19 protein-coding genes are annotated in these 20,302 nt (G+C 72.4%); 11 read left to right on the top strand and 8 right to left on the bottom strand.

Annotated elements, in window-relative coordinates:
• The first annotated feature begins 5 nt into the window (after nucleotides 1-5).
• The 10 genes from ABZ793_RS24215 to ABZ793_RS24170 all read left to right on the top strand — a co-directional run bounded on the left by ABZ793_RS24215 (nucleotide 6) and on the right by ABZ793_RS24170 (nucleotide 12,154).
• Nucleotides 6-1,541: a sugar ABC transporter ATP-binding protein gene (locus tag ABZ793_RS24215; RefSeq protein ID WP_357461175.1), complete on the top strand. Its 1,536-nt coding sequence runs from the start codon at nucleotides 6-8 to the stop codon at nucleotides 1,539-1,541.
• Entirely contained in the window at nucleotides 1,538-2,497 is a 960-nt protein-coding gene (locus tag ABZ793_RS24210) for an ABC transporter permease (RefSeq protein WP_357461172.1), read from the top strand. Before ABZ793_RS24215 ends, ABZ793_RS24210 begins: the two co-directional genes overlap by 4 nt.
• Nucleotides 2,494-3,513, top strand: a complete 1,020-nt coding sequence (locus ABZ793_RS24205) for an ABC transporter permease (RefSeq protein WP_350705787.1) — start codon at nucleotides 2,494-2,496, stop codon at nucleotides 3,511-3,513. Before ABZ793_RS24210 ends, ABZ793_RS24205 begins: the two co-directional genes overlap by 4 nt.
• Nucleotides 3,506-4,390, top strand: a complete 885-nt coding sequence (gene lsrF / locus ABZ793_RS24200; RefSeq protein ID WP_357461168.1) for a 3-hydroxy-5-phosphonooxypentane-2,4-dione thiolase — start codon at nucleotides 3,506-3,508, stop codon at nucleotides 4,388-4,390. The genes ABZ793_RS24205 and lsrF overlap by 8 nt, the downstream gene beginning before the upstream one ends.
• 60 nt (nucleotides 4,391-4,450) lie before the next feature.
• Entirely contained in the window at nucleotides 4,451-6,112 is a 1,662-nt protein-coding gene (locus ABZ793_RS24195) for a glycerol-3-phosphate dehydrogenase/oxidase (protein ID WP_357461165.1), read from the top strand.
• On the top strand, nucleotides 6,109-7,638 hold the full coding sequence (locus ABZ793_RS24190; RefSeq protein WP_357461161.1) for an FGGY-family carbohydrate kinase: 1,530 nt from the start codon (nucleotides 6,109-6,111) through the stop codon (nucleotides 7,636-7,638). The genes ABZ793_RS24195 and ABZ793_RS24190 overlap by 4 nt, the downstream gene beginning before the upstream one ends.
• 233 nt (nucleotides 7,639-7,871) lie before the next feature.
• A complete protein-coding gene (locus ABZ793_RS24185) occupies nucleotides 7,872-8,714 on the top strand; it encodes a PPOX class F420-dependent oxidoreductase (protein ID WP_357461159.1) in 843 nt (280 codons plus the stop codon).
• 52 nt (nucleotides 8,715-8,766) lie between these two features.
• Nucleotides 8,767-9,291, top strand: coding sequence for a PadR family transcriptional regulator (locus ABZ793_RS24180; RefSeq protein WP_357461156.1), 525 nt, complete (start codon nucleotides 8,767-8,769; stop codon nucleotides 9,289-9,291).
• Entirely contained in the window at nucleotides 9,288-9,959 is a 672-nt protein-coding gene (locus ABZ793_RS24175; protein WP_357461153.1) for an ABC transporter ATP-binding protein, read from the top strand. The genes ABZ793_RS24180 and ABZ793_RS24175 overlap by 4 nt, the downstream gene beginning before the upstream one ends.
• Nucleotides 9,956-12,154 (top strand): FtsX-like permease family protein, encoded by a 2,199-nt coding sequence (locus ABZ793_RS24170; RefSeq protein ID WP_357461151.1) that lies wholly within the window; start codon nucleotides 9,956-9,958, stop codon nucleotides 12,152-12,154. Before ABZ793_RS24175 ends, ABZ793_RS24170 begins: the two co-directional genes overlap by 4 nt.
• A gap of 146 nt (nucleotides 12,155-12,300) precedes the next feature.
• Here the strand turns inward: ABZ793_RS24170 and ABZ793_RS24165 are convergent, their stop codons facing one another.
• The gene (locus tag ABZ793_RS24165) at nucleotides 12,301-12,645 is read right to left on the bottom strand and encodes a nitroreductase/quinone reductase family protein (protein ID WP_357461148.1); all 345 of its coding nucleotides are present in this window, start codon (nucleotides 12,643-12,645) and stop codon (nucleotides 12,301-12,303) included.
• Nucleotides 12,646-12,902: 257 nt separating this feature from the next.
• Entirely contained in the window at nucleotides 12,903-13,865 is a 963-nt protein-coding gene (locus ABZ793_RS24160; RefSeq protein ID WP_357461145.1) for an FAD-dependent oxidoreductase, read from the bottom strand.
• Between the two features lie 108 nt (nucleotides 13,866-13,973).
• On the opposite strand from ABZ793_RS24160, the gene ABZ793_RS24155 reads away from it, so the two are divergent.
• On the top strand, nucleotides 13,974-14,876 hold the full coding sequence (locus ABZ793_RS24155) for a LysR substrate-binding domain-containing protein (protein ID WP_357461142.1): 903 nt from the start codon (nucleotides 13,974-13,976) through the stop codon (nucleotides 14,874-14,876).
• A gap of 238 nt (nucleotides 14,877-15,114) precedes the next feature.
• Here the strand turns inward: ABZ793_RS24155 and ABZ793_RS24150 are convergent, their stop codons facing one another.
• From ABZ793_RS24150 to ABZ793_RS24125, 6 genes are all read right to left on the bottom strand, one after another.
• Nucleotides 15,115-16,200 carry a radical SAM protein gene (locus ABZ793_RS24150; protein WP_357461139.1) on the bottom strand — a complete coding sequence of 362 codons (1,086 nt, stop codon included), beginning with the start codon at nucleotides 16,198-16,200 and terminating at the stop codon, nucleotides 15,115-15,117.
• 29 nt (nucleotides 16,201-16,229) lie between these two features.
• Nucleotides 16,230-16,415, bottom strand: coding sequence for a 50S ribosomal protein L32 (gene rpmF, locus ABZ793_RS24145; RefSeq protein WP_357461137.1), 186 nt, complete (start codon nucleotides 16,413-16,415; stop codon nucleotides 16,230-16,232).
• A 547-nt stretch (nucleotides 16,416-16,962) separates the two neighbouring features.
• Nucleotides 16,963-17,937, bottom strand: coding sequence for a VOC family protein (locus tag ABZ793_RS24140; protein WP_357461134.1), 975 nt, complete (start codon nucleotides 17,935-17,937; stop codon nucleotides 16,963-16,965).
• Between the two features lie 5 nt (nucleotides 17,938-17,942).
• Nucleotides 17,943-18,659 carry a helix-turn-helix domain-containing protein gene (locus ABZ793_RS24135; protein WP_357461132.1) on the bottom strand — a complete coding sequence of 239 codons (717 nt, stop codon included), beginning with the start codon at nucleotides 18,657-18,659 and terminating at the stop codon, nucleotides 17,943-17,945.
• A gap of 191 nt (nucleotides 18,660-18,850) precedes the next feature.
• The gene (locus ABZ793_RS24130; protein WP_357461130.1) at nucleotides 18,851-19,741 is read right to left on the bottom strand and encodes a peptidoglycan DD-metalloendopeptidase family protein; all 891 of its coding nucleotides are present in this window, start codon (nucleotides 19,739-19,741) and stop codon (nucleotides 18,851-18,853) included.
• A gap of 171 nt (nucleotides 19,742-19,912) precedes the next feature.
• Nucleotides 19,913-20,302 (bottom strand): LuxR C-terminal-related transcriptional regulator (locus tag ABZ793_RS24125; protein ID WP_357461127.1); only part of this gene is annotated, 390 nt, incomplete at its 5' end.

The following is a 20,302-nucleotide window of genomic DNA, read 5'->3' as shown; positions in this document are numbered from 1 at the left end:
GCATCATGCACGTCGACAACCTGCCGGTGGGGTCGCACGCGGCCCCGCCGCAGGACGACCGGACGCCGTCCGCGGCGCCACCGGTCGTCACCGCGCGGCGGGTGACCAGGACGTACGGGCGCACCCGAGCCCTCACCGGGGTGGACCTCGACGTCCGCGCCGGTGAGGTGCTCGGCCTCGTCGGCCACAACGGCGCTGGCAAGAGCACGCTGATGCGCATCCTTGCCGGCCTGGAAGCGTGCGACGAGGGCATCGTCACCGTGGGTGGGCAGGAGGCGCCGCGCGCCGTCGCGCCGGGCTCCGAGCCGTTCCGTGCGGTCCGGATGGCCTACCAGGAGACGTCGCTCTGCCCCGACCTCACCGTCGCGGAGAACATCTGGGTCTCCTCCCGGCACTGCCTGCCCCGCCTGCGCTGGCGGCGGGCGGCCAGCGCCAAGGTCACCCGCCGGCTGGACGAGATGTTCCCGGGCCACGGGGTGTCGCCGCGGGACCGGGTCGAGGACCTGTCGCTGGCCCAGCGGCAGATGGTGGAGATCGCCCGGGCGAGCCTCGTCGATCGGCTCGACCTGCTGATCCTGGACGAGCCGACCGAGTCGCTCGGCCCGGACGCCGCGCGGTCGCTCTACGCGTACGTCCGGCGGCTCACCGCCCAGGGCACGGCCGTCCTGCTCATCTCGCACCGGATCCGTGAGGTGCTCTCCGTGGCCGACCGGGTCGCGGTGATGCGCGACGGCGCGGTCGTCGAGGAGCGGACCGCGGCCGGCCTCAGCGAACAGGACGTGCTCACCCTGATGGGTGCGGAGGTGGCCGAGCCCGCCGCCGCGCCCGCCCCCGCCCGCGTGGCCGGCGACCGGCCGGTCGTCGGCGAACTGCGCGGCGCCACCGGCCACGGCCTGCACGACGTGTCGATCACGGTCGGCCGGGGCGAGGTCGTCGGGCTGGCCGGCCTCGCCGGCCAGGGCCAGCAGCAGGTGCTCGAACGGCTGTGGCGCCCCGTCCGGCGGGACACCACCGTCGAGGGCACCCGCGCCTATGTGCCCGGTGACCGGCAGCGCTCCGGCATCCTGCCGCTGTGGTCCGTGGCGGAGAACCTCATCGTCACCGCCATGCGCGGCCTGGCCCGATACGGCGTACGCCGTACCGGCGCGGAGGACGCCGCGGTCCGCGACTGGGTGGACCGGTTGGCCATCCGTGGCGGCGCCGACGCGGGCATGACCGAGCTCAGCGGCGGCAACCAGCAGAAGGTCATCGTGGCCCGGGCGTTCGCCTCCACGGCGGACCTGGTCCTGCTCGACGACCCGTTCCGCGGGGTCGACGTGCACACGAAGACCGACCTCTACACGCTCATCCGGCAGGAGGCGGCGGGCGGCCGCAGCGTGGTCTGGTACTCGAGCGAGAACGCCGAGATGGCGCACTGCGACCGGGTCTACGTGCTGCGCGCCGGCCGGGTCGTCGCCGAGCTGACCGGCGCGGAAATCTCCGAGGAACGGATCATCGCCGTCTCCTTCGCCGAATCCGAGCCCACGGGAGCACAGCGATGACGAATCTCGTCGCGACGGCGATGCCGTCGCGGGCCCTGCTGCGCCGCACCGGCCCCGCCATGGTCAGCGCGGTCGCCATGGTGGCCATGATTGCGGTCTGCGCGTCCCTGCAGTCCGACGTGCTGACCGTCCCCGGTCTCACCCTGGTCCTCTCGGCCACCGTGCCCCTGGTCATCGCGGCCCAGGCCCAGATGGTGCTCATGTCCGTGGGCGACATCGACCTCGGCATCGGCAACTTCGTCGGCCTGGTCACCGTCATCACCGCCACGAAGCTGGTCTCCTCCCCCGGCACCGGCGCGCTGATGCTGCTCGGCCTCGTGGCGGCCTACGCGGTGCTCGGCGCGCTGATCCACCTGCGCCGGGTGCCGTCACTGATCGCCACCCTCGGTGCCTCGTTCGTCTGGCTGGGACTGGGAATGTTCGTCCTGCCCACGCCGGGCGGCAGCACCCCCGAGTGGTTGGCGACCTTCGGCTCCTGGCAGCCGGGCGGCTTCCCCGCCCCGCTGCTGCCGATCCTCGTCGTCGCCGCGGTGGTCTGGCTGCTGTCCGCCCGCAGCTCCGTCGGGGTGCGGGTCCGCGCGCTGGGCAGCAACCCGGTCGCGCTGCAACGGGCCGGCCTGCGACCGCTGACCGCGCGGATCATCGCGTACGTCGTGGCCGGGGCGCTCGGCGTGCTCTCCGGGCTCGCCCTCGCGTCGCAGACCGGCGGCGGCGACGTCTCGTCCGCCACCAGCTACACCCTGATCACGGTCGCCGCGGTGATCCTCGGCGGCGGATCCTTCGCCGGCGGCACCGCCGTGCCGTGGGGCGTCGCCATCGGCGGCATCACCCTCGGCCTGGTCAGTGTCGTCCTCAGCCTGCTCGACGTGCCGTCGAACATGCAGTCGGCCGTACAGGGCGTGATCGTGCTGGCCGTGCTGGCCGGCCGCGCCGTGGTCGGAAAGGTGCTCCGATGACCCTCCGTACGCTCGCCCGCCCCTGGATCTGGGGCTTCGTCGCCGCCACGCTGGTCTGGGTCACCATCCTCGCCATCTCCAGTCAGGGCAGCGGGCAGACCGTCTCGCTCGCGCTGTCCCTGGCCCCGTACCTGGTCATCGTCGGCCTCGGCCAGATGCTGGTGATCACCGCGGGGCCGGGCAACATCGACGTGTCGGTGGCGCCGATCATCTCCCTCGCCGGTTTCGTCGCGGTCCAGGTGACCGCGTCGACCGGTTCGGTGCCGGTCGGCATCCTGGCCGGCATCGGGACCGGGCTGGCCGTCGCGGTGATCAGCGTGGTGGCGATCCTCGGGCTGTCCGTCCCGCCGATCATCGCCACCCTGGCCGCCGGGCTGATCGCCTCGTCGCTGACGCTGTCGCTGGCCGACGGCTTCACCGCGGTGCCCGACGACGGGCTGCGCAAGCTGCTCAACCTGCGCCCGGCAGGCGTACCCGTGCTCGCCGTCGCGGTGGCCGCGCTGACCGCGCTGGTCGTCGTCCTGCTCCGCCGCACGACGTACGGCCGCTCGCTGCTCGCGGTCGGGCAGAGCCGGCCGGCCGCGGAACGGGCCGGCATCCCCGTCACCCGGATCATCGGCACGACGTACCTGGCCAGTGGCGCCCTCGCCGGACTGGCGGGCGCGCTGCTCGCCGCCTACATCGCGCCGTCGCCCGACCTGGGCACGCGCTACCTGCTCGACTCGGTCGCCGTCGTCGTCATCGGCGGCACGCTCATCTCGGGCGGCCGGGCCGTGCCGGTCGGCATCTGGGGCAGCGCGCTCTTCTTCATCCTGCTCGACGGTCTCGTCAACCTCGTGGGCTGGAGCACGGCCGCGCAGAACCTGCTCAAGGGCGGCCTGGTGCTGTTCGTCCTCTTCCTCGCCGGTGGCGGAGCGCTCCGCAACGCCGGCGGGACCACCCGAACCCGTCGACGGCTGCGACCCGCGGCCGCGACAACCGCTGGAACTAGCACAGGAGAAAACAGCAATGGCTGACACCGACGGTCTGCTCGACGCCCGCGATTTCGGCGGGGCCGCCGCCACCGCCGCCGGGTTCCACGTCAAGGGAGCCCACGCCCAGGACTGGGGCCTGCAGAACCGGCTGTCCCGGATCTTCCGACCCGACAACGGCCGTACGGTGATGCTGGCCTTCGACCACGGCTACTTCCTCGGGCCGATGGCCGGCCTGGAGCGGCTGGACACCAACATCGCCCCGCTCGTGCCGGACGCCGACGCGATCATGATGACCCGCGGCGCCCTGCGCACCAGCATCCCGTCGCACAGCAACGCCGGTGTCGTGCTGCGGGCCAGCGGCGGGCCCAGCGTGCTGCGGGACCTCTCGGACGAGCACATCGCCCTGGACATCGAGGACGCGGTCCGGCTCAACGCCGCGGCGCTGGCGATCCAGGTGTTCATCGGCGGCGAGCACGAGTCCCGGTCGGTGGCGAACCTGGCGGCCCTGGTGGACGCCGGGCAGCGGCACGGCATCGCCGTGCTCGGCGTGACCGCCGTGGGCAAGGACATGGTCCGCGACGCGCGCTACTTCCGGCTCGCCACCCGGATCAGCGCGGAGATGGGCGCCCACATCGTCAAGACGTACTACGTCAACGAGGGCTTCGAGACCGTGACCGCGGCCTGCCCGGTGCCGATCATCGTCGCCGGCGGCAAGAAGCTGCCCGAGCTCGACGCGCTGACCATGGCGTACCGGGCGATGCAGGAGGGCGCGGCGGGCGTCGACATGGGCCGCAACATCTTCCAGAGCGAGTACCCGGCCGCGATGCTGGCCGCGGTCCGCGCCGTGGTGCACGACGACGCCAAGCCCGAGGACGCCTACGAGCTGTTCCGGGAGCGGTCGGCCTCTTCCGCGTCCTGATCATCGCCAGGGGTGCGGGTCTCCCACCCGGCCCGCACCCCTCATCTCCGGGAGCTCCTCATGCCACACCCACAGACCGGCGCCGACGACATCGTCGACCTCGTGGTCATCGGCGCCGGCATCAACGGCCTCGCCATCGCCCGAGACGCCGCCAGCCGGGGCCTCAGCGTCGTCGTGGTCGACCGCGGTGACGTCGGCGCCGGCACCACCGCCACCTCCAGCCGGCTCATCCACGGCGGCCTGAAGTACCTCGAGCGCTACGACTTCGCCCTGGTGCACGAGTCGATCCGGGAACGGCACCTGCTGTTCCGCACCGCGCCGCACCTGGTCCACGACTACCCCATGCTGATCCCGTTCTACGCCGGTGACAGCCGGCCGGGACCCCTGATCCGCCTCGGCCTGGCCGCGTTCGACGTCCTGGCCGCGGGCCGTGGGCGCGGACGCAGCCGGGGCATGTCCGCCCGGGCGATCGGCCGGCGCTGGCCGCACCTCTCGCGCAAGGGGCTGCGCGGCGGGGTGCTCTTCAACGACGCCCAGGTGCCGTGGGCCGAGCGGCTCTGCGTCGAACTGCTCATCGACGCCGAGCGGCTGGGCGCGCGGGTGCTGACCTACACGACGGTGACCGGTCTGCTCGTGACGGGCGGGCGGGTGGACGGGGTCCGGACCCGGGACAACCAGTCCGGGCGCGAGGGGGAGATCCGGGGACGGCTCACGATCAACGCGGCCGGGCCGTGGATCGACCGGATCCTCGACGGCCAGGTGGCGAGCGGGCGCCTCAACGGCGGCACCAAGGGCAGCCACATCATCATCGACCCGTTCCCGGGCGCCCCGGACACCTGCATCTTCTTCGAGGCCGCCGCCGACCGGCGACCGATCTTCATCTTCCCCTGGGAGGGCCGCTACGTCCTCGGCAGCACCGACCTCACGTACGAGGGTGACCTGGACGAGGTGGTCGCCAGCGACGCCGAGATCGACTACCTGCTCACCGAGGCCAACCGGTTGTTCCCCCAGGCCGGCCTCACCCCGGACGACGTGCTCTACAGCGTCGCCGGAATCCGCCCGCTGCCCTACACGGCCGGCGTGTCGGACAACGCCAAGATCAGTCGCGGGCACACGGTGCTCAACCACGCGCCCGCGTACGAGGGGCTGCTCACGATCATCGGCGGCAAGCTGACCACCCACCGGGCCCTCGCCGAGGACGCCACCGACGAGGCGCTGAAGGTGCTCGGCCGGCCGGCGCAACGGTGCATCACCCGTACCCGGCCGCTGCCCGGCGCCGACACGCCGGACTGGTACGCCTTCCGCGCGGAATTCGCGCGTTCGGCCACTCCGTTCACTCCGGCGCAGTCCGCCCGGCTGCTGGACATCTACGGCGTCCGGGCCCGCCAGGTACTCGAACTCGCCGTAGCCGATCCGACACTGGCCGAAGTCGTCGACGAGCGGACCGGGGCGGTCGCCGCCGAGATTGTCATGGCCTTCCGCGAGGAACGGGCCGTGACCTTGGCGGACGTGCTGCTGCGCCGTACGCTGATCGGCCTCGGCCCGGACATGGCGGTGTCGACGGCCGTGACCTGCGCGGACGTCGCCGTACGGCATCTCGGCTGGGACACCGAACGGGCCGACGCCGAGGTTGCCGCCTACCGGGCGGAGCTGCGGCGCTTCCGCCCGCGCGGGCTGAGCCTCGCCCCGGCGACCGGAACGAGCGACAGGAGGACGTCGTGACGACCCCGCACACCTGCTACCTCGGGGTCGACGTCGGCCTCACCGCCACCAAGGTGGCCGCCTTCGACGTCGTCGGCAACGAGCTGGCCGTCGTGCACGCCCGCACTCCGCGCACCAGCGTCACCGCCCACCGCCACGACGTCGACATGACCGCCCTCGCCGACACGGTGCTGTCGCTGCTGGCGGACGTCGCCGGCAAGCTGGCCGCCGAGGGGTACGCCCCGGCGGGCATCGGCGTGGCCGCACACGGCAACGGCATCTACCCGGTCGACGCGTCCCTGCGCCCGATCGGGCCGGCCATCGCCTCGTCGGACAGCCGGGCGCAGCACATCGTCCAGGCGATCCCGCCGGAGGGGGCCCGCCGGCTGGCCCGGGAGACCGGCTCGATCCCGTGGGCCGCCCAGCCCGCCGTCCTGCTGCGCTGGCTGCGGGACGCCGAACCGGCGACCTACGCCGCCACCCGGTGGGTGCTGTCCTGCAAAGACTGGGTCACCGCGCAGCTCACCGGCGTGGCCAGCGCGGACTACAGCGACGCCAGCGCGTTCGGCATGGTCGGGCTCGACACCCGCGCGTACACGCCCACGGCGCTCGAACTGGTGGGCCTGCCCGCCGCCGACCTGGACCGGTTCCCACCGCTGCGCAGGTCCGACGAGGTGGTCGCCGGTCTGAGCGCGGCGACGGCGGCCCGCACGGGGCTGCCCGAGGGCCTGCCGGTCATCGCCGGGTGCATGGACTGTGTGGCCGCCACACTCGGCGCCGGAGGTCGGGAGCTCGGGGACGGGACGATCATCGTCGGCACCTGGGCGATCAACGGCGTGGTGGTGCCCGCCCGCACCCCCGCCCCGGAGGTCACGCTCAGCGCCTTCATGCCCGATCCGGCCACGATGCTGGCCATGGAGGTGGCCCCCACGTCAGCCGCCAACCTCGACTGGCTCGCCTGCGCCGGGGTGCCCCACCAGCAGACCGGCGGCGTCGCCGCGGCGGAACTGCTGCAGGAGGCCGCCGCGGTGCCGCCCGGCGCCGACGGCCTGCTGTTCCTGCCCTTCGTCAACGGCTCGCCCGAGCATCCGTCGGCGTCCGGCACCTTCCTCGGCATCTCCAGCAACCACCGCCGGGGCCACCTCACCCGGGCGGTCATCGAAGGCGTCGCGCAGTACCACCGGGTGCAGCTCGACCGGGTGCTGGCCAGCGGCGCGGACGTCGGTGACCGGCCCTGGCGGCTGGCCGGCGGCGGAGCGCGGTCGACGGTGTGGGCGCAGATCTTCGCCGACGTGCTCGGCCGCCCGGTCCGGCGGCAGCTCACCAGCGAACTCGGTGCCCGGGGCGTCGCCTCCCTGCTGCCCGGCGCCCTCGGCCACGACGTGCCGCCGTGGACCGTCAACGACGAGGACGACCTCTGCGTGCACCCGGGGCCGAACCGCGCCGCCTACCGGGAACACGCCCAGGCGTTCGACCGCTGCCTCGCCGGGATGTCCGCCGTGTGGTCGGAGGTCGAGCGCTACCGCAGCGCTGGAGGAAACTCCTGACATCGGGTGGCGGGTGACATCCGGCGGGCTTGAGGACTGTCCCGCCGGATGTGAAGGGTGAGCAGCCGCGGTGGATCGCCTCGGACGATTCGTGGGCCGCGATCGCACCGCTGCTGCTGCCCGGCCGCCCACCGGGCCCCGCCGTCGCTGACCCCGGCGTGCGGGGCGTGGTCGAGTTGGCGTCCCCGGCCGGGCCACGGTCACACCGCGGGCGGCCGGCCCGTCTCAGGGGCATGAGAAGCCTTGGACGTGGGGTGGCGGCGCTGCTCGGCGCGGCGTCGGTGATCATCGGGCTGTGGGCCCTGCTGCGGCCCTTCTCCTTCAGTTCGGCGGTGAACTTCCCACCGCACGAGCACTTCGTGCACGACGTGGGGGCGTTCCAGTTCGGCATCGGGATGACCCTGCTGCTGGCGCTGATCTGGGCCGACGCCCTGGCCGTCGCCCTCGCCGGGTATCTGGTCGGCGGGGCGGCGCACACGGTCTCGCACCTGGTCGACGCGGACGCCGGCGGCAGCGCCGCGCAGACCTGGCTGGTCGGCCTGTCCGCCGTACTCGCCCTGGCTGCGCTGGCGGCCCGGCTGCGGAGGCTGGGCTGGGTGGTTGGGTACGTCGATCCCGCCCCGTCCGCCGTCTGGGCACCGCTGGTCCGCCAGAAGACGGTGGCACTGACGACGTACAAGCGCGACGGCACGGCCGTGGCCGCGGCGGTGAGCATCGCGGTGGCGGGGGAACGGGCGTACGTGCGCAGTTTCGAGAAGGCGTGGAAGACCAGGCGGATCCGCAACAATCCGCGGGTGGCCGTGGCCCCGTCTACCGCGCTGGGAAAGCCGACCGGTGCGGCGGTCGAGGCCGAGGCGCGGCGGTTGACCGGGGCCGAGTACCGGGCGGCCAGCCGGGCGCTGGTACGCAAGCAACCGCTGTTGCAAGGGGTGGTGGTGCCGTTGACGCACTGGCTCGGGCGGGCGAAGACCGGGCGTACGGTCCACTTCGCGCTGACCCCGGTGGCGTCGGCCGGGCACGTCAGCCCCACCGCCGTGGCAGGTCGGCCGCCCACGCCCGCAGCCGACGAGCACTGATATACGCGCGAGGTATATACGCGGGGTATACGCTCGGGGTATGGTGGCCGCCATGAGCGTTCCCATGACCCTCCTCGGCCTGCTCGAACGCGAGCCCAGCCACGGCTACGAACTGAAGCGCGACTACGACTCCTTCTTCAGCCGCGGCAAGCCGCTGCCGTTCGGCCAGGTCTACGCGACCCTCGGCCGGCTCGTCCGCGACGGCAAGATCGTGGTCGGCGAGGTCGAGCCGGGCGTCGGCCCCGAACGCAAGCGCTACGTCATCACCGACCGGGGCGCGACCGATTTCGAGTCGTGGCTGACCGAGCCGGTCGAGGCCGAGCCCAACCTGCAGACCGTGCTGTTCACCAAGGTCGTGCTGGCGCTCATGCTCGACCGCCCCGCCGAGGAATACCTCGACACGCAGCGCGCCACACACCTGCGGCGGATGACGGAACTCACCGAGATCAAGCGCAGCGGCAACCTGGTCGACACCATGCTGGCCGACCACGGCCTGTTCCACCTGGAAGCCGACCTGCACTGGATCGACACCACGGTCGCCCGGCTGGACGCCCTCCGGACGGTGGTACGCGGATGAAGGCGATCGAGGCGCGAGACGTCCACCTGTCCTTCGGCGAGACGCCGGCGCTGCGCGGCGCCAGCATCTCGGTGGCCCCGGGCGAGATCGTCGCCATCATGGGCCCGAGCGGCTCCGGCAAGTCCACCCTGCTGCACTGCCTGGCCGGGATCCTCGTGCCGGACGCCGGCGAAATCCACTTCGACGGCCGCCGGATCGACACCCTGGGCGAGCAGGAGCGCAGCATCCTGCGCCGGGACCAGTTCGGGTTCGTGTTCCAGTTCGGACAGCTCGTACCGGAGCTGACCGCGGAGGAGAACGTCGCGCTGCCGCTGCTGTTGAGCGGCGTCAGGCGGGCCGCGGCGCTCACGGAGGCGCGGCCCTGGTTCGAGCGGCTCGGCCTGGCCGGGCTGGAGCGGCGCCGCTCCGGTGAACTCTCCGGCGGTCAGGCGCAGCGGGTCGCGCTGGCCCGCGGCCTGGTCGCCCGGCCCGGGGCGCTGTTCGCCGACGAGCCGACCGGGGCGCTCGACTCGCTGACCGGCGAGCAGGTCATGAACCTCCTGGTCGCCTCCGCCCGGGAGCAGGGCACGACCGTCGTGGTCGTCACCCACGAGGCCCGCGTCGCCGCGTACGCCGACCGGCAGGTCATCGTGCGCGACGGCAAGGTGAACGCGCTGGTGCCCGCATGATCCGGTTCGCGGTACGGCTGTCCGTGGCCGGCGGGCGGGAAGCCGCTACCCGGCTCGTCATCATCGCCGCCGCGGTGGCGCTCGGCGTCGGCATGCTCCTGGCGACAGTCGCCGGCATGAACGCGGTCGGCGCACAGAACCAGCGGAACGCCTGGCTCAACACCGCCGTCGCGCCGGCCTCCTCCGATCCCTCGGTCGACCCGCTGTGGTGGCTCGTCCGGGAGGACTACTACCACGGCACGTCCATCGGCCGGGTCGACGTCGCGGCGACCGGCCCGGACGCGCCCCTCCCGCCGGGCATCCCGCGCCTGCCCGGGCCCGGCGAGTACTACGTCTCACCCGCCCTCGGCGAGCTGCTGCGGGCCACCCCGGCCGCGGAACTCGGTGACCGCTTCCCCGGCCGCGAGGTCGGCACGATCGGTCGGGCGGCGTTGCCCTCTCCGGACTCGCTGCTGATCGTCATCGGCCGCCCGCCCGCCGACCTGGAGCACCTGGGTGCCCGCCAGGTCACCCAGATCATGACCGCCTCTCCGGACGGCTGCGCCGACGGCTGCTATGTCGGCATCAACGGCGACGGCATGGCGCTCGTGCTGTCCGTGGTCACGGCCGCGCTGCTCTTCCCGGTGCTCATCTTCATCGGCACCGCGACCCGGCTGGCCGCCACCCGTCGGGAGCAGCGCTTCGCCGCGATGCGGCTGGTCGGCGCCACGCCACGGCAGATCTCGCTGATCTCGGCGGTCGAGTCGACACTCGCCGCCGTCGCCGGTACGGCAGCCGGGTTCGGCCTGTTCTTCGCGTTCCGGCCCGGCCTCGCGGCGATCCCGTTCACCGGCGAGCCGTTCTTCGCCGCCGACCTCTCTCTCACGATCGTCGACGTCCTGCTGGTCACGCTCGGCATCCCGGTCGGCGCCGTCGTGGCCTCCTGGCTGGCCCTGCGGCGGGTGCAGATCTCGCCGCTGGGCGTGAGCCGGCGGGTGACGCCGAAGCCGCCGCGCGCCTGGCGGCTCATCCCGCTGGTCGCCGGGCTCGCCGAACTGACCTACTTCATCGGCCGTCGTCCCCCCACGACCAACGGCCAGCTCACCGCGTACCTCTCGGGGTTTCTGCTGATCCTGGTCGGGCTGGTGCTGGCCGGACCGTGGTTGACCATGATCGCCGCGCGGCTGCTGGCCGGGCGGGCGAGCCGGCCCGCCACGCTCATCGCCGCGCGCCGCCTGTCGGACAACCCGCAGGCGGGGTTCCGGTCCGTGAGTGGGCTGATCGTGGCGCTGTTCGTGACCAGCGTGGCGACCGGCACGATCACCACGTACATCGCCAACCGCGGCGAGCCCCGCACCGACTCGGTGGCCGCCACGTCCCTGTCGAAGATCTTCTGGCCCGAGGACGGTCCCGCGCCGACCCCGGACCAGATCCCGGCCGGGCTCGCGGCGATCCCCGGGGTGCGCAGCGTGACCGTGGTGCACCGCAACCCCGACCCGGACGGGTGGCACGGCATCATCACCTGTGCCGAGCTGGACCGCCTGGCGGCGTACGGCAGCTGCCCCGCGGGCGCGAAGGTCGCGACCGTGACCCCCGACCTCGTCGGCTTGCGCGCGTTCGACCTGACCAACGACACGTACGTCTGGAAGGCCGCCGACATCGATCCCGCGCAGGTCGACCGGCAGCCGATCGTGTCGGTGGTCGTCGACACGACCAGCCGCGCCGCGTTCGAGCGGGCCCGGACGATGCTGATCGACGCGTTCCCCAAGGATCGCTTCCCGACCAGCACCGCCGAATGGGAGTCGAGTTCCGCGCGGCTGCTGCGGCAGTTCCAGCAGCTGGCCAACGTGGTGATGCTGGCCAGCCTGCCGATCGCGGGTTGCAGCCTGGCGGTGAGCGTGGCCGGCGGGCTGAGCGACCGGCGGCGGCCGTTCAGCATGCTGCGGCTCACCGGGGTGCAACTGCGCACCCTGCGCCGGGTGGTCGCGCTGGAGACCGTCGCGCCGCTGCTGATCGTCGCGGCGGTGGCGATCGGGATCGGGTTCCTGGCCGCGCATCTGTTCCTGCGGGCGCAGTTGGGCTACACGCTGCTGGCGCCGAAGCCGTCGTTCTACCTCATCGTGGTCGGTGGGTTGGCGGTGTCGCTGGGCATCGTCGCCTCGACGCTGCCGCTGCTGCGGCGGATCACCGGCCCGGAGACCGCCCGCAACGACTGAGCCGTCCTCCGGCAGCGCGGTTGCATCTCGAGCCGACGGCGCTCGGTTCACGAGGTGCAACCGCGCTGCGGAATGTGGCTCGGCTACCGACACATCGAGTAGCCCCGGCGACTGACCTCTCCGCCGGTCGTCGATCTGGTGTCGGGTCAGCCGAGTGGGACCTGCACGGCGACGTCGTGCCTCGGGTACTGCGCCTCGACCTGGTCGGCGCCGTACTTCTCGCAGAACATCTCGACGACGTGGTTGACCCGGTCGGCGTCGGTGATGGGGGTGGCGCTCGAACTCAGGGCCGTGCCGTTCGCGGCCAGCTGGACGAACGGGGTCCGCCGGACGTTCTTGTACCAGTCGCTGTCCGAGCCGGTGATCGGCACCAGGAAGACGCTGTCCTCCTCCTGCACGAACCACACCGGGTGCGAGATCTGCCGTCCGGTCTTCCGGCCGGTCACGGTGATCTCGACCTCCTGTACGCCCTGCAGAGCGTCCCTGATCACGTTGCCCACGATGCCTCCGCCAGCCTCCCGACGTGCTCCCGCTCGCCAGCCTATGAACCGGCGCGCATGCTCGTCCCGGATTCCGGCATCCGGCGGCAGGCGGGGTGGCCGAAGGCTCCGGCCTGGTGTGCGAGCCGAATCGGGCGCTCCCACCCGCTCCCCGGACGGCGCCCAGCCGCCACCCCACCTGGCGGGACGCACCCGGGCCCCCGCCCCAGCCGCCTGGCGGCACAGGAGCCTCGCCCGGGTGCGCCCGGTCAGCCGCCCAGGGCGAGGTCCGCCACCTCGGCGGCGCACCCCCAGGACAGGGTGACCCCCGCCCCGCCGTGGCCGTACGCGTGCACGAGCCGGCTGCCGCGCGGGCCCGCCGGCTCCGGGTCCACCTCGACCCGCGGGCCGCCGTGCCGGGCCGGCCGCAGCCCGATCCGCTCGCCGAGCACCGGCGCCTCGGCCAACTCCGGCACCAGCGCGACGCAGCGGCGCCGGATCGCCGCGGCCGTGTCCGGGTCGGGCGCGGTGTGCCCCACCCCCGGCTGGTATGTGCCGCCGAGCACCACGTCGTGCCGGCGCGGGTGCACGTACGTGATCCCGGCCGGGTCGTCCTCGTCACGCACCGAGACGGTCAGGCCCGGGTTCGCCACCAGCACCAGGTGCCCGCGCACCGGGTGCACGGCCGGGTCGCCGGCGAGCTGGCCGGCGGCCAGACCCGTCGCGTTGACGACCGTCGGCGCGGTGTCGAACGCGTCGGCGAGCCGCCGCACCCGGCGACGCAGCACCCGCCCGCCGCCGGCCTCCAGCCGCTGCCGTAGCCAGGCCAGGTATGGCGTCATCTCCACCGTCGGCGCGGTGAACCGCAGCAGCGCCGTGTACGGCGGTCGCGCCGGCTCCGCCACCAGGTCCCCGCACGCCTCCGCCCACCAGGGCGGGCCGGCGTACGGCTGGCGCAGCAGCATCCGGGTCGGCCGCGCGACCACCCCCGGCACACCGTCCGCGGCCTGGCGGCCCAGCTCCGTGTGGGTCTCCCGCGCCCAGCGCAGCACCCGCGGGTCCTGGTCGGTGTGGCTTGGGTACCAGACGGCGGCGGCCACCGTGGACACCGTGTCCGCCGGGTCGTCGGCGGCCAGCACCGTCACCCGCGCCCCCCGCCGCTGGAGGGTGACCGCCGCCGTCATCCCGACGACCCCACCCCCGACCACCACCACGTCCGTCGCTGCCGTCATCATCCGCTCCCTCGCTCGTGCCGTTGGTCTCGGATCGTCGCCGTCCCGGCGGGCCGCCGTCCAAGACGGATCGGACAGCCGGCGATAAGCGGGGCTTATGATCGATCCATGTCCGACGCGCCGACCCTGGACGCCTGGTTGGACCTGCGGCGGCTGCGCTACTTCGCCGTGCTCGCCGAAGAACTGCACTTCACCCGGGCCGCCGCCCGGCTGCGCGTCGCCCAGCCCGCGCTCAGCCAGCAGATCCGGGCCCTGGAACGCCAACTCGGCGTGCCGCTCGTGCACCGCACCAGCCGGGGCTGCCGGCTGACGGAGGTGGGGGCGCGGGTCGCCGACGAGGCCACCCGGCTGCTCGCCGAGGTGGACGCGGGGACCGCCCGCATCCGGGACCTGGTACGCGGGCGGGGCGGCCGGCTCCGGCTCGCGTACACGCGGTCGGCGCGGGGCGGCCGGGTCGACGCGCTGGTCGCCCGGTTCCGGGCCACCCACCCGGACATCGAGGTGGTCCCGGAGACGGCCTGGACGGCGCCGAACGTGGCCGGCCTGCTCGCCGGCCGGCTCGACGTGGCGTTCGTCCGCCCGCCTGTCGACGAGCCGGCGTTGGCCTGCCGGACGGTCGACACCGAGGAGCTGCTGCTGGCCCTGCCCGCAGGTCACCCCCTCGCCGCCAGCCGCCGCCGGGTCAGCCGGGCCGAGGTGGTCGACCTGCCAGCCGTGATGTGGCCACGCGAGAACGGCCCCGGCATGTTCGACCGCACGATCGCCCAGGTCTGGCCGCAGGGCGGGTTCCGGCTCGTCCGGCAGGAGCCGGACGACGAGCAGTTGCTGCGGGCGGTGGCGCAGGGAGACGTGATCGCGGCCGTCCCGGCCGGCCGCGCCCGCGCGCTGCGGCTGCGCGAGGTACGACTGCGCCGGTTCACCGCCCCGACACCCACCGTGGACGTCGCCCTGGCCTGGCCGCGCGACAGCACGAACCCCGCCCTCCGCCGGTTCCTCGCCCTGCTCGACTGAGGCCGGGCGAGAACCTGACAGGCGAAGATGTCGGACTTTCCGCCTCCCGCACAGGCGCCTTCACGAGCCGGAACAGGGAGGGTCGCAGGCCGGCCGCCGAAGGTGCGGCTGGCGTGAACGGTTTCCCACCGAAGGAACAGGCGGACGCGACGGTCCCGTCTGGCCATTCGAAGGTCAGATCGCGAAGTGTGATCGCGGACTTCGTAGACATGGTTGCCGTTTCTCTTCTTTCGTCCCGTCAGCTACGGACGGGTGTGACTGGGATCAGTTCGGTGTCGACGGGAGCGGCGACCGGAGGGTTCGCGGCGAGGTACCTGCCGTGGAGCTGCCCGCAGGCGGCATCGATGCCGGTGCCGAGCTGTCGGCGCCTGGTCGCGTGCACACCCCGCGCGGTGAGCCCGCGCACGAAGTCGTCCACTCGCCCGGAGGACGGGGCGCGGTGGTCCGGTGCCGCGCCGATCGCCTCGTTGTAGCGGATGACGCTGACGTGGAACAGCTCGGGTCGGGACCGCTCGTGGACAAGTTGGGCGAGAGCGGCGAGGTGGTCGTCGCTGTCGTTGACGTCGGCGATGAGCAGATAGGCGAGGTAGACCTTTCGGCGGCTCGTGGCGGCATGCCGGTCGAGGATGTCGAGGCTCCGCGCGAGCGGGAACCGTTCCTCGAGGGGGACGATGCGGGCCCGTTCCTGCGGGAACGGCGAGTGCACGGACAGGGTGATCGTCACCTGCGGGTGCTCGTCGACCAGGCGTGCCAGGTTCGGCGCGAACCCCACGGTCGACACCGTGACCCGGCGTGCGGACATCCCCGCGTATCCGGCGTCGGTCAGCAGGGTGAGCGCGTCGAACACATGGGGGTTGGCGAGCGCCTCCCCCATTCCCATGAACGCGACGCTCGCGGGCCTGGGCAGCCCTTCGCGGGTCCAGTGCGGGTGCATCACCTGCGCGACGATCTCGTCGGCGGTGAGATTGCGGACCAGGCCCACCGCGCCGGTCGCGCAGAAGGTGCAGCCCAGGCCGCACCCGGCCTGCGACGAGATGCACATGGAGTCCCATCCGGCTCGATAGTGCGAGACGACGGTCTCGATGCGGGCACCGGTGTCGGATGCGAAGAGCACCTTCTCAACCTGCTCGTCCCGTTGCACTTCCAACGGGGTCAGCGGATGCAGCCGTGGGCCGAACTGCTCTGCAAGATCGGCGCGCAGGCCGGCCGGCAGTGCGTGGACGTCGGCGAACGTCTCGGCCGTCGAACTCTGCCACGCGGTGATGAGCTGGCGGAATCGGAACGCCAGAGCGCCGGTCTGGGCAAGATGGTCGCGGATGCGCATCCAGCGGCTCCTCGTGGTCAGGACGGTGTTCACGAGTCGCCGCCCTTGGGAGGAGAGACCTCGCGTCCCCGGTAGAAGCCGCAGTGCTGGCAGGCGCGGTGCGGCGGCGTGGGCTTGCCGCAGGCGGGATTCGTGCAGGTGGTGAGCGCCGGAACGCTGGTCTTCCAGTGCGCGCGACGGTGGCGGGTTCGGGAACGCGACGTACGGTGCTGCATGGCGATGGCCTCTCGTGAGTGGTTGTGGCTGCCAGCGGAGCTGGCGGGACAACCGACCACGGGCCGTGAGTCGATGCGGCGAGAGATTCGATCGGACCTGCCGAGGCACACCCGCCTGCGCCGTCAGGCCGCTGCCTGGGTGACGGGCGATGGACGGATGAGTACGGAGAGGATCGAAGTCGCGCGTTCGCAGGCACGCACTCTGGACCGAGGTCGGTGCGGTGCGAACGTGCCGGCGAGGTTCACGCAGGGGTGTCGACGCCCGGGGCGGGCGGACTCACGCTGCGTCAGGAAACGATCATTCACCGGTGCGGGCGCTGCCCACACGAGTGAAAGCCACCGGCAGTTCGGTGGCTAGATTCTGTCGACCTCAATCATTCCCATGCCGGCCACCGTATCAGCCCATGTGTGCGCGCCCGGCGGCGGGGAGGTTCACCCGCCTCCTCCCCGCGCACATGGGCTACCGCGCGTCCGTCGCGTGGCCGTCGCGAACCGACGGAGCGCGCCCGTGAGCACGTAGGCACCAAGCCGGGCAGGAGTTCGGATGTCAGTCGGCGGCGGGGCGGAAGGCGATCGTGGCGCCGAGGGCCCCGCTGGCTGGTACGACGATTTCACCCGCGCCGGGCTTGATGTGTGGCACGTCGGCCGTCCGCAGGTGGTGCTCGGTTTGGGCGATGTCGTGTACCGCGACGGTGTAACCGACGAAGGCGGGTAGGGCTGGCGGACGCTCGTGGGGCAGGAGGTCGGGCAGCACGGAGGCGGCGACCAGGGTGATGGTGGCGTCGTCGAGGTCGAAGGTCGCGGTGGAGCCGTCGTGGTGAGCGGTGCGGCCGAGGTACGTCTCGTAGCGGCGCTTGACGTCGGGCAAGGCGCCGTCGGGTACGCACAGCGTGCATCCGATCAGGTCGATGGCACCGTTGGCGTGCTCCGGCTGCTGCTCCTCGACGGCGGCGGCCTTCTCGGCGACGCCGAGCCTGCCCTCGGGCAGCCGGCCGGGTGGCGCGCCCGCCTCGTCGTCGCTGATTTCCAGGTAGCGGGCGGGAACCATTCGGGTGCCCTTGGCGGTCTCGATCGGGCGCTGTATCGCGTGCACGCCGCCGTGGGCGACACCTGCGGTGTCGAGGCGGGCTGCAGCGCGGTCGATGTCCGGCGAGTCGAAGATGAGGATGTGCATGCCTTGAAACCGGTCCAGGCAGGCGGTGAGGTTCGCGGCGGCGCCGCGAACGGCGGCCAGGAGCCCGGGAAGCTTGTCGTCGGGAACGTTGATGGGAATCAGTTTGGCTTCCCCGGGGACCGGCTGGCCGTCCCTGACGACGGTCACGAGTTCGACGAAGTTGCGGCGCAGGTAGATGTGGGTGTTGGCTGCGCCGACCGGAAGGGCGGGCGCTCCCGGGGCGGCGGGCAGCGTCGGATAGGCCGGCGGCGCCACGGTGAAACCGAGCCGCCGGTAGGTCTCGATCGCCGCGGCCATGTCGCGCACGACGATGCCTACGTGGTGCAGGCCGTTGATGTCCGTGCCCATGCTTGTCACCTCTGGTCTTCTGACGCGCCATAGGCAGCGCGGCGGTAGTCGTCGGTGTGCCCGTCGAAGATGGCGATGACCGGCGGCGCGGCCGCGGCGAGCCGCGCCGATGGCGGCGGCTTCGCCGGTTCGAACGCGTGGCGGAGGGTGTCGGCCAGCTGATCGGCCTTGTCCGGCAGACTCAACTCCACCGCGTCGGCAAGAAACGGATCGATGCCGAAGAAGCCGAACACGACCGCCGGCAGGGTGTAGTCCAGATCCGCTGGACGCAGGTCCGCCCGCAGCAGGCCGTTGTCGGCGAGTACGCCCAGGTATTCGCGGGAGGCCAGCAGCTTGGAACTCTGCAGCGGCCGGCGGGCGGGGCTGGACAGGAACCGGTCCAGCACGTCACTGTCCCGGGTGAAGATCGCCCGCAGCACTGGTCGCGACATCGCCTCCAGGAAGAACCGGCGCATGTACCGGTGGAGCGCGATCTCCTTCGGGTCTTGGCGCATCGCGGCCACCACCGCGGTGAGCATCGCGACCGCCTCCCGCGCACCGACCGCGAAGAACAACTGTTCGCGGCTGCGCCAGTGCAGATAGACGGTGCCCTTGCCGACACCGGCGTGCCGGGCGATCTCGTCAATGGTGACCCGCCGGTATCCCCAGCGCAGCAGCAACTCCTTCGCCGCGTCCAGGATCCGGTCGGCGCGGTCGATCTGGCCCGGTTGCGACTCGGTCATGGCGCCCCTCTCTGTGACTGATGACCAGAATACCATTCCGGTCATCAGTCACGACGGGAGCGTCGAAGGCTGTCGTCACTGCGGTGGCGGGTAGCTCGGCTCCCGGGCGGGTGGGGCCGAACGGCTTTGTCGATTTCCGCTGTCGTGACTTCAGCGGCCTGCATCGTTGGTGGCGGTGGCCTGGAAAGGGGTCAGTCCCACTGGTCCTGGTTGAGGAAGCGGGCGAAGCCCCGCCACGAGTTGGGTCCCATCACGCCGTCGATCGGGCCGGTGTAGCCCCAGCCGGAGGCGAGTCGCTGTACCGCTTTCCAGGTGTTCGGCCCTGGTATGCCGTCGATGGGGCCGGTGTAGCCGTAGTTGCGCATGGCTCGTTGCAGGGCGGCGTACGTGTTCACGCCGGGCACGCCGTCGATCGGTCCGGTGTAGCCGGCGGTGATCCGTAGCCAGTTCTGCATCCGCTGGTAGAAGATCGGGCCGGGGATGCCGTCCTGCTCGGTGGTCGTCTTGGGCAGGCTACCGCCGCCCGGGTTCTGGCCGATGTAGGTCAGCGGGTTGATGCGTACCCCGCTCGGGTTGATCATGTGCCAGTGCAGGTGCGGGCCGGTGGAGCTGCCCGAGCCGGGGGCACCCACGGCGCCGCCCGACCGTCCCACGATCGTCCCGGCGCCGACCGCGGTCCCGTTGGCCAGCAGGAACTGTGACAGGTGCATGTACTGGCTGCGGTAACCGTCTGCGTGGTAGATCGTGACGGTGTGCCCGCCCGTACCGTTGTAGGGGATGTTCTGGATCGTGCCGGCGCCGCAGGCGGGCAGCGCGGTGCCGACCCCCATCCCGAAGTCGATCCCGCCGAGCGACCCGTAGTCGAGGTGGTCCTGCCAGGTGCCGGTGATCGGGTAGCCGGCGAACGGGTTGTAGATCGCCGGCGCCGCGTGGGCGGTGCCGGGCAGCCCGACGACCCCGCCACCGACAACGAGGGCGCCGGCGGTCAGAGTCGTGCTGCGCAGCAACGTACGGCGGCTGAGCCCGGTCGGTGGCCGGTCTGTCGCACCGCCACAGCAGTTGGGCTGAATCTCCTCACTCATCATCGGCTCCTCATCCGTGCCTTGTAGTGCGTGGATGACGACGAGACTAAGGGCATCGGACTGTACAAATATCGGCTGATCGACCGATCAGGGAGAGGCGCCGGATGAGGACGGGCGAGGCGTGCGTTCGACCGACAGCCGTCCGGGGCAGGAAACCAACCACGCACACCGTCACAGATCGTCGAGCTGGATCAGCCCGTCCTGGATGGCGCGCGCTACCAACATCGCCTTGGTGGGGGCCGCCCGGCCACGCATCGCGTACTTGATCCGGATGTGCTCCAGATGGGAGTTGACCGTGCTCAGCGAAATCCCCAGACGCTGAGCCACGAACTCCTTGGACTGCGACTGGAACCACTGGATCAGCACCTCGGTCTCGCGCGCCGACAACACCGGCCGGTGGGCGGAGCGGTCGCCGGCGAGCGCGCCCGCCAGGGATGGCGCGGTGTACGCCTGACCGGCCGCTGCGGCCCGGGTGGCGTTGAGGAGGTGTTCGGTGCCCTCAGCCTTGGTCAGGTAGCTCAGCGCGCCCAGTTCCAGGCACTGAAGTGCGATCACGTCGTC

The organism is Micromonospora sp. NPDC047465, assembly GCF_040643125.1.
Classification (GTDB): Bacteria; Actinomycetota; Actinomycetes; order Mycobacteriales; family Micromonosporaceae; genus Micromonospora.
Note: the sequence above shows the minus strand (reverse complement) of the source record. Positions and strands in the feature narration are given on the sequence as shown.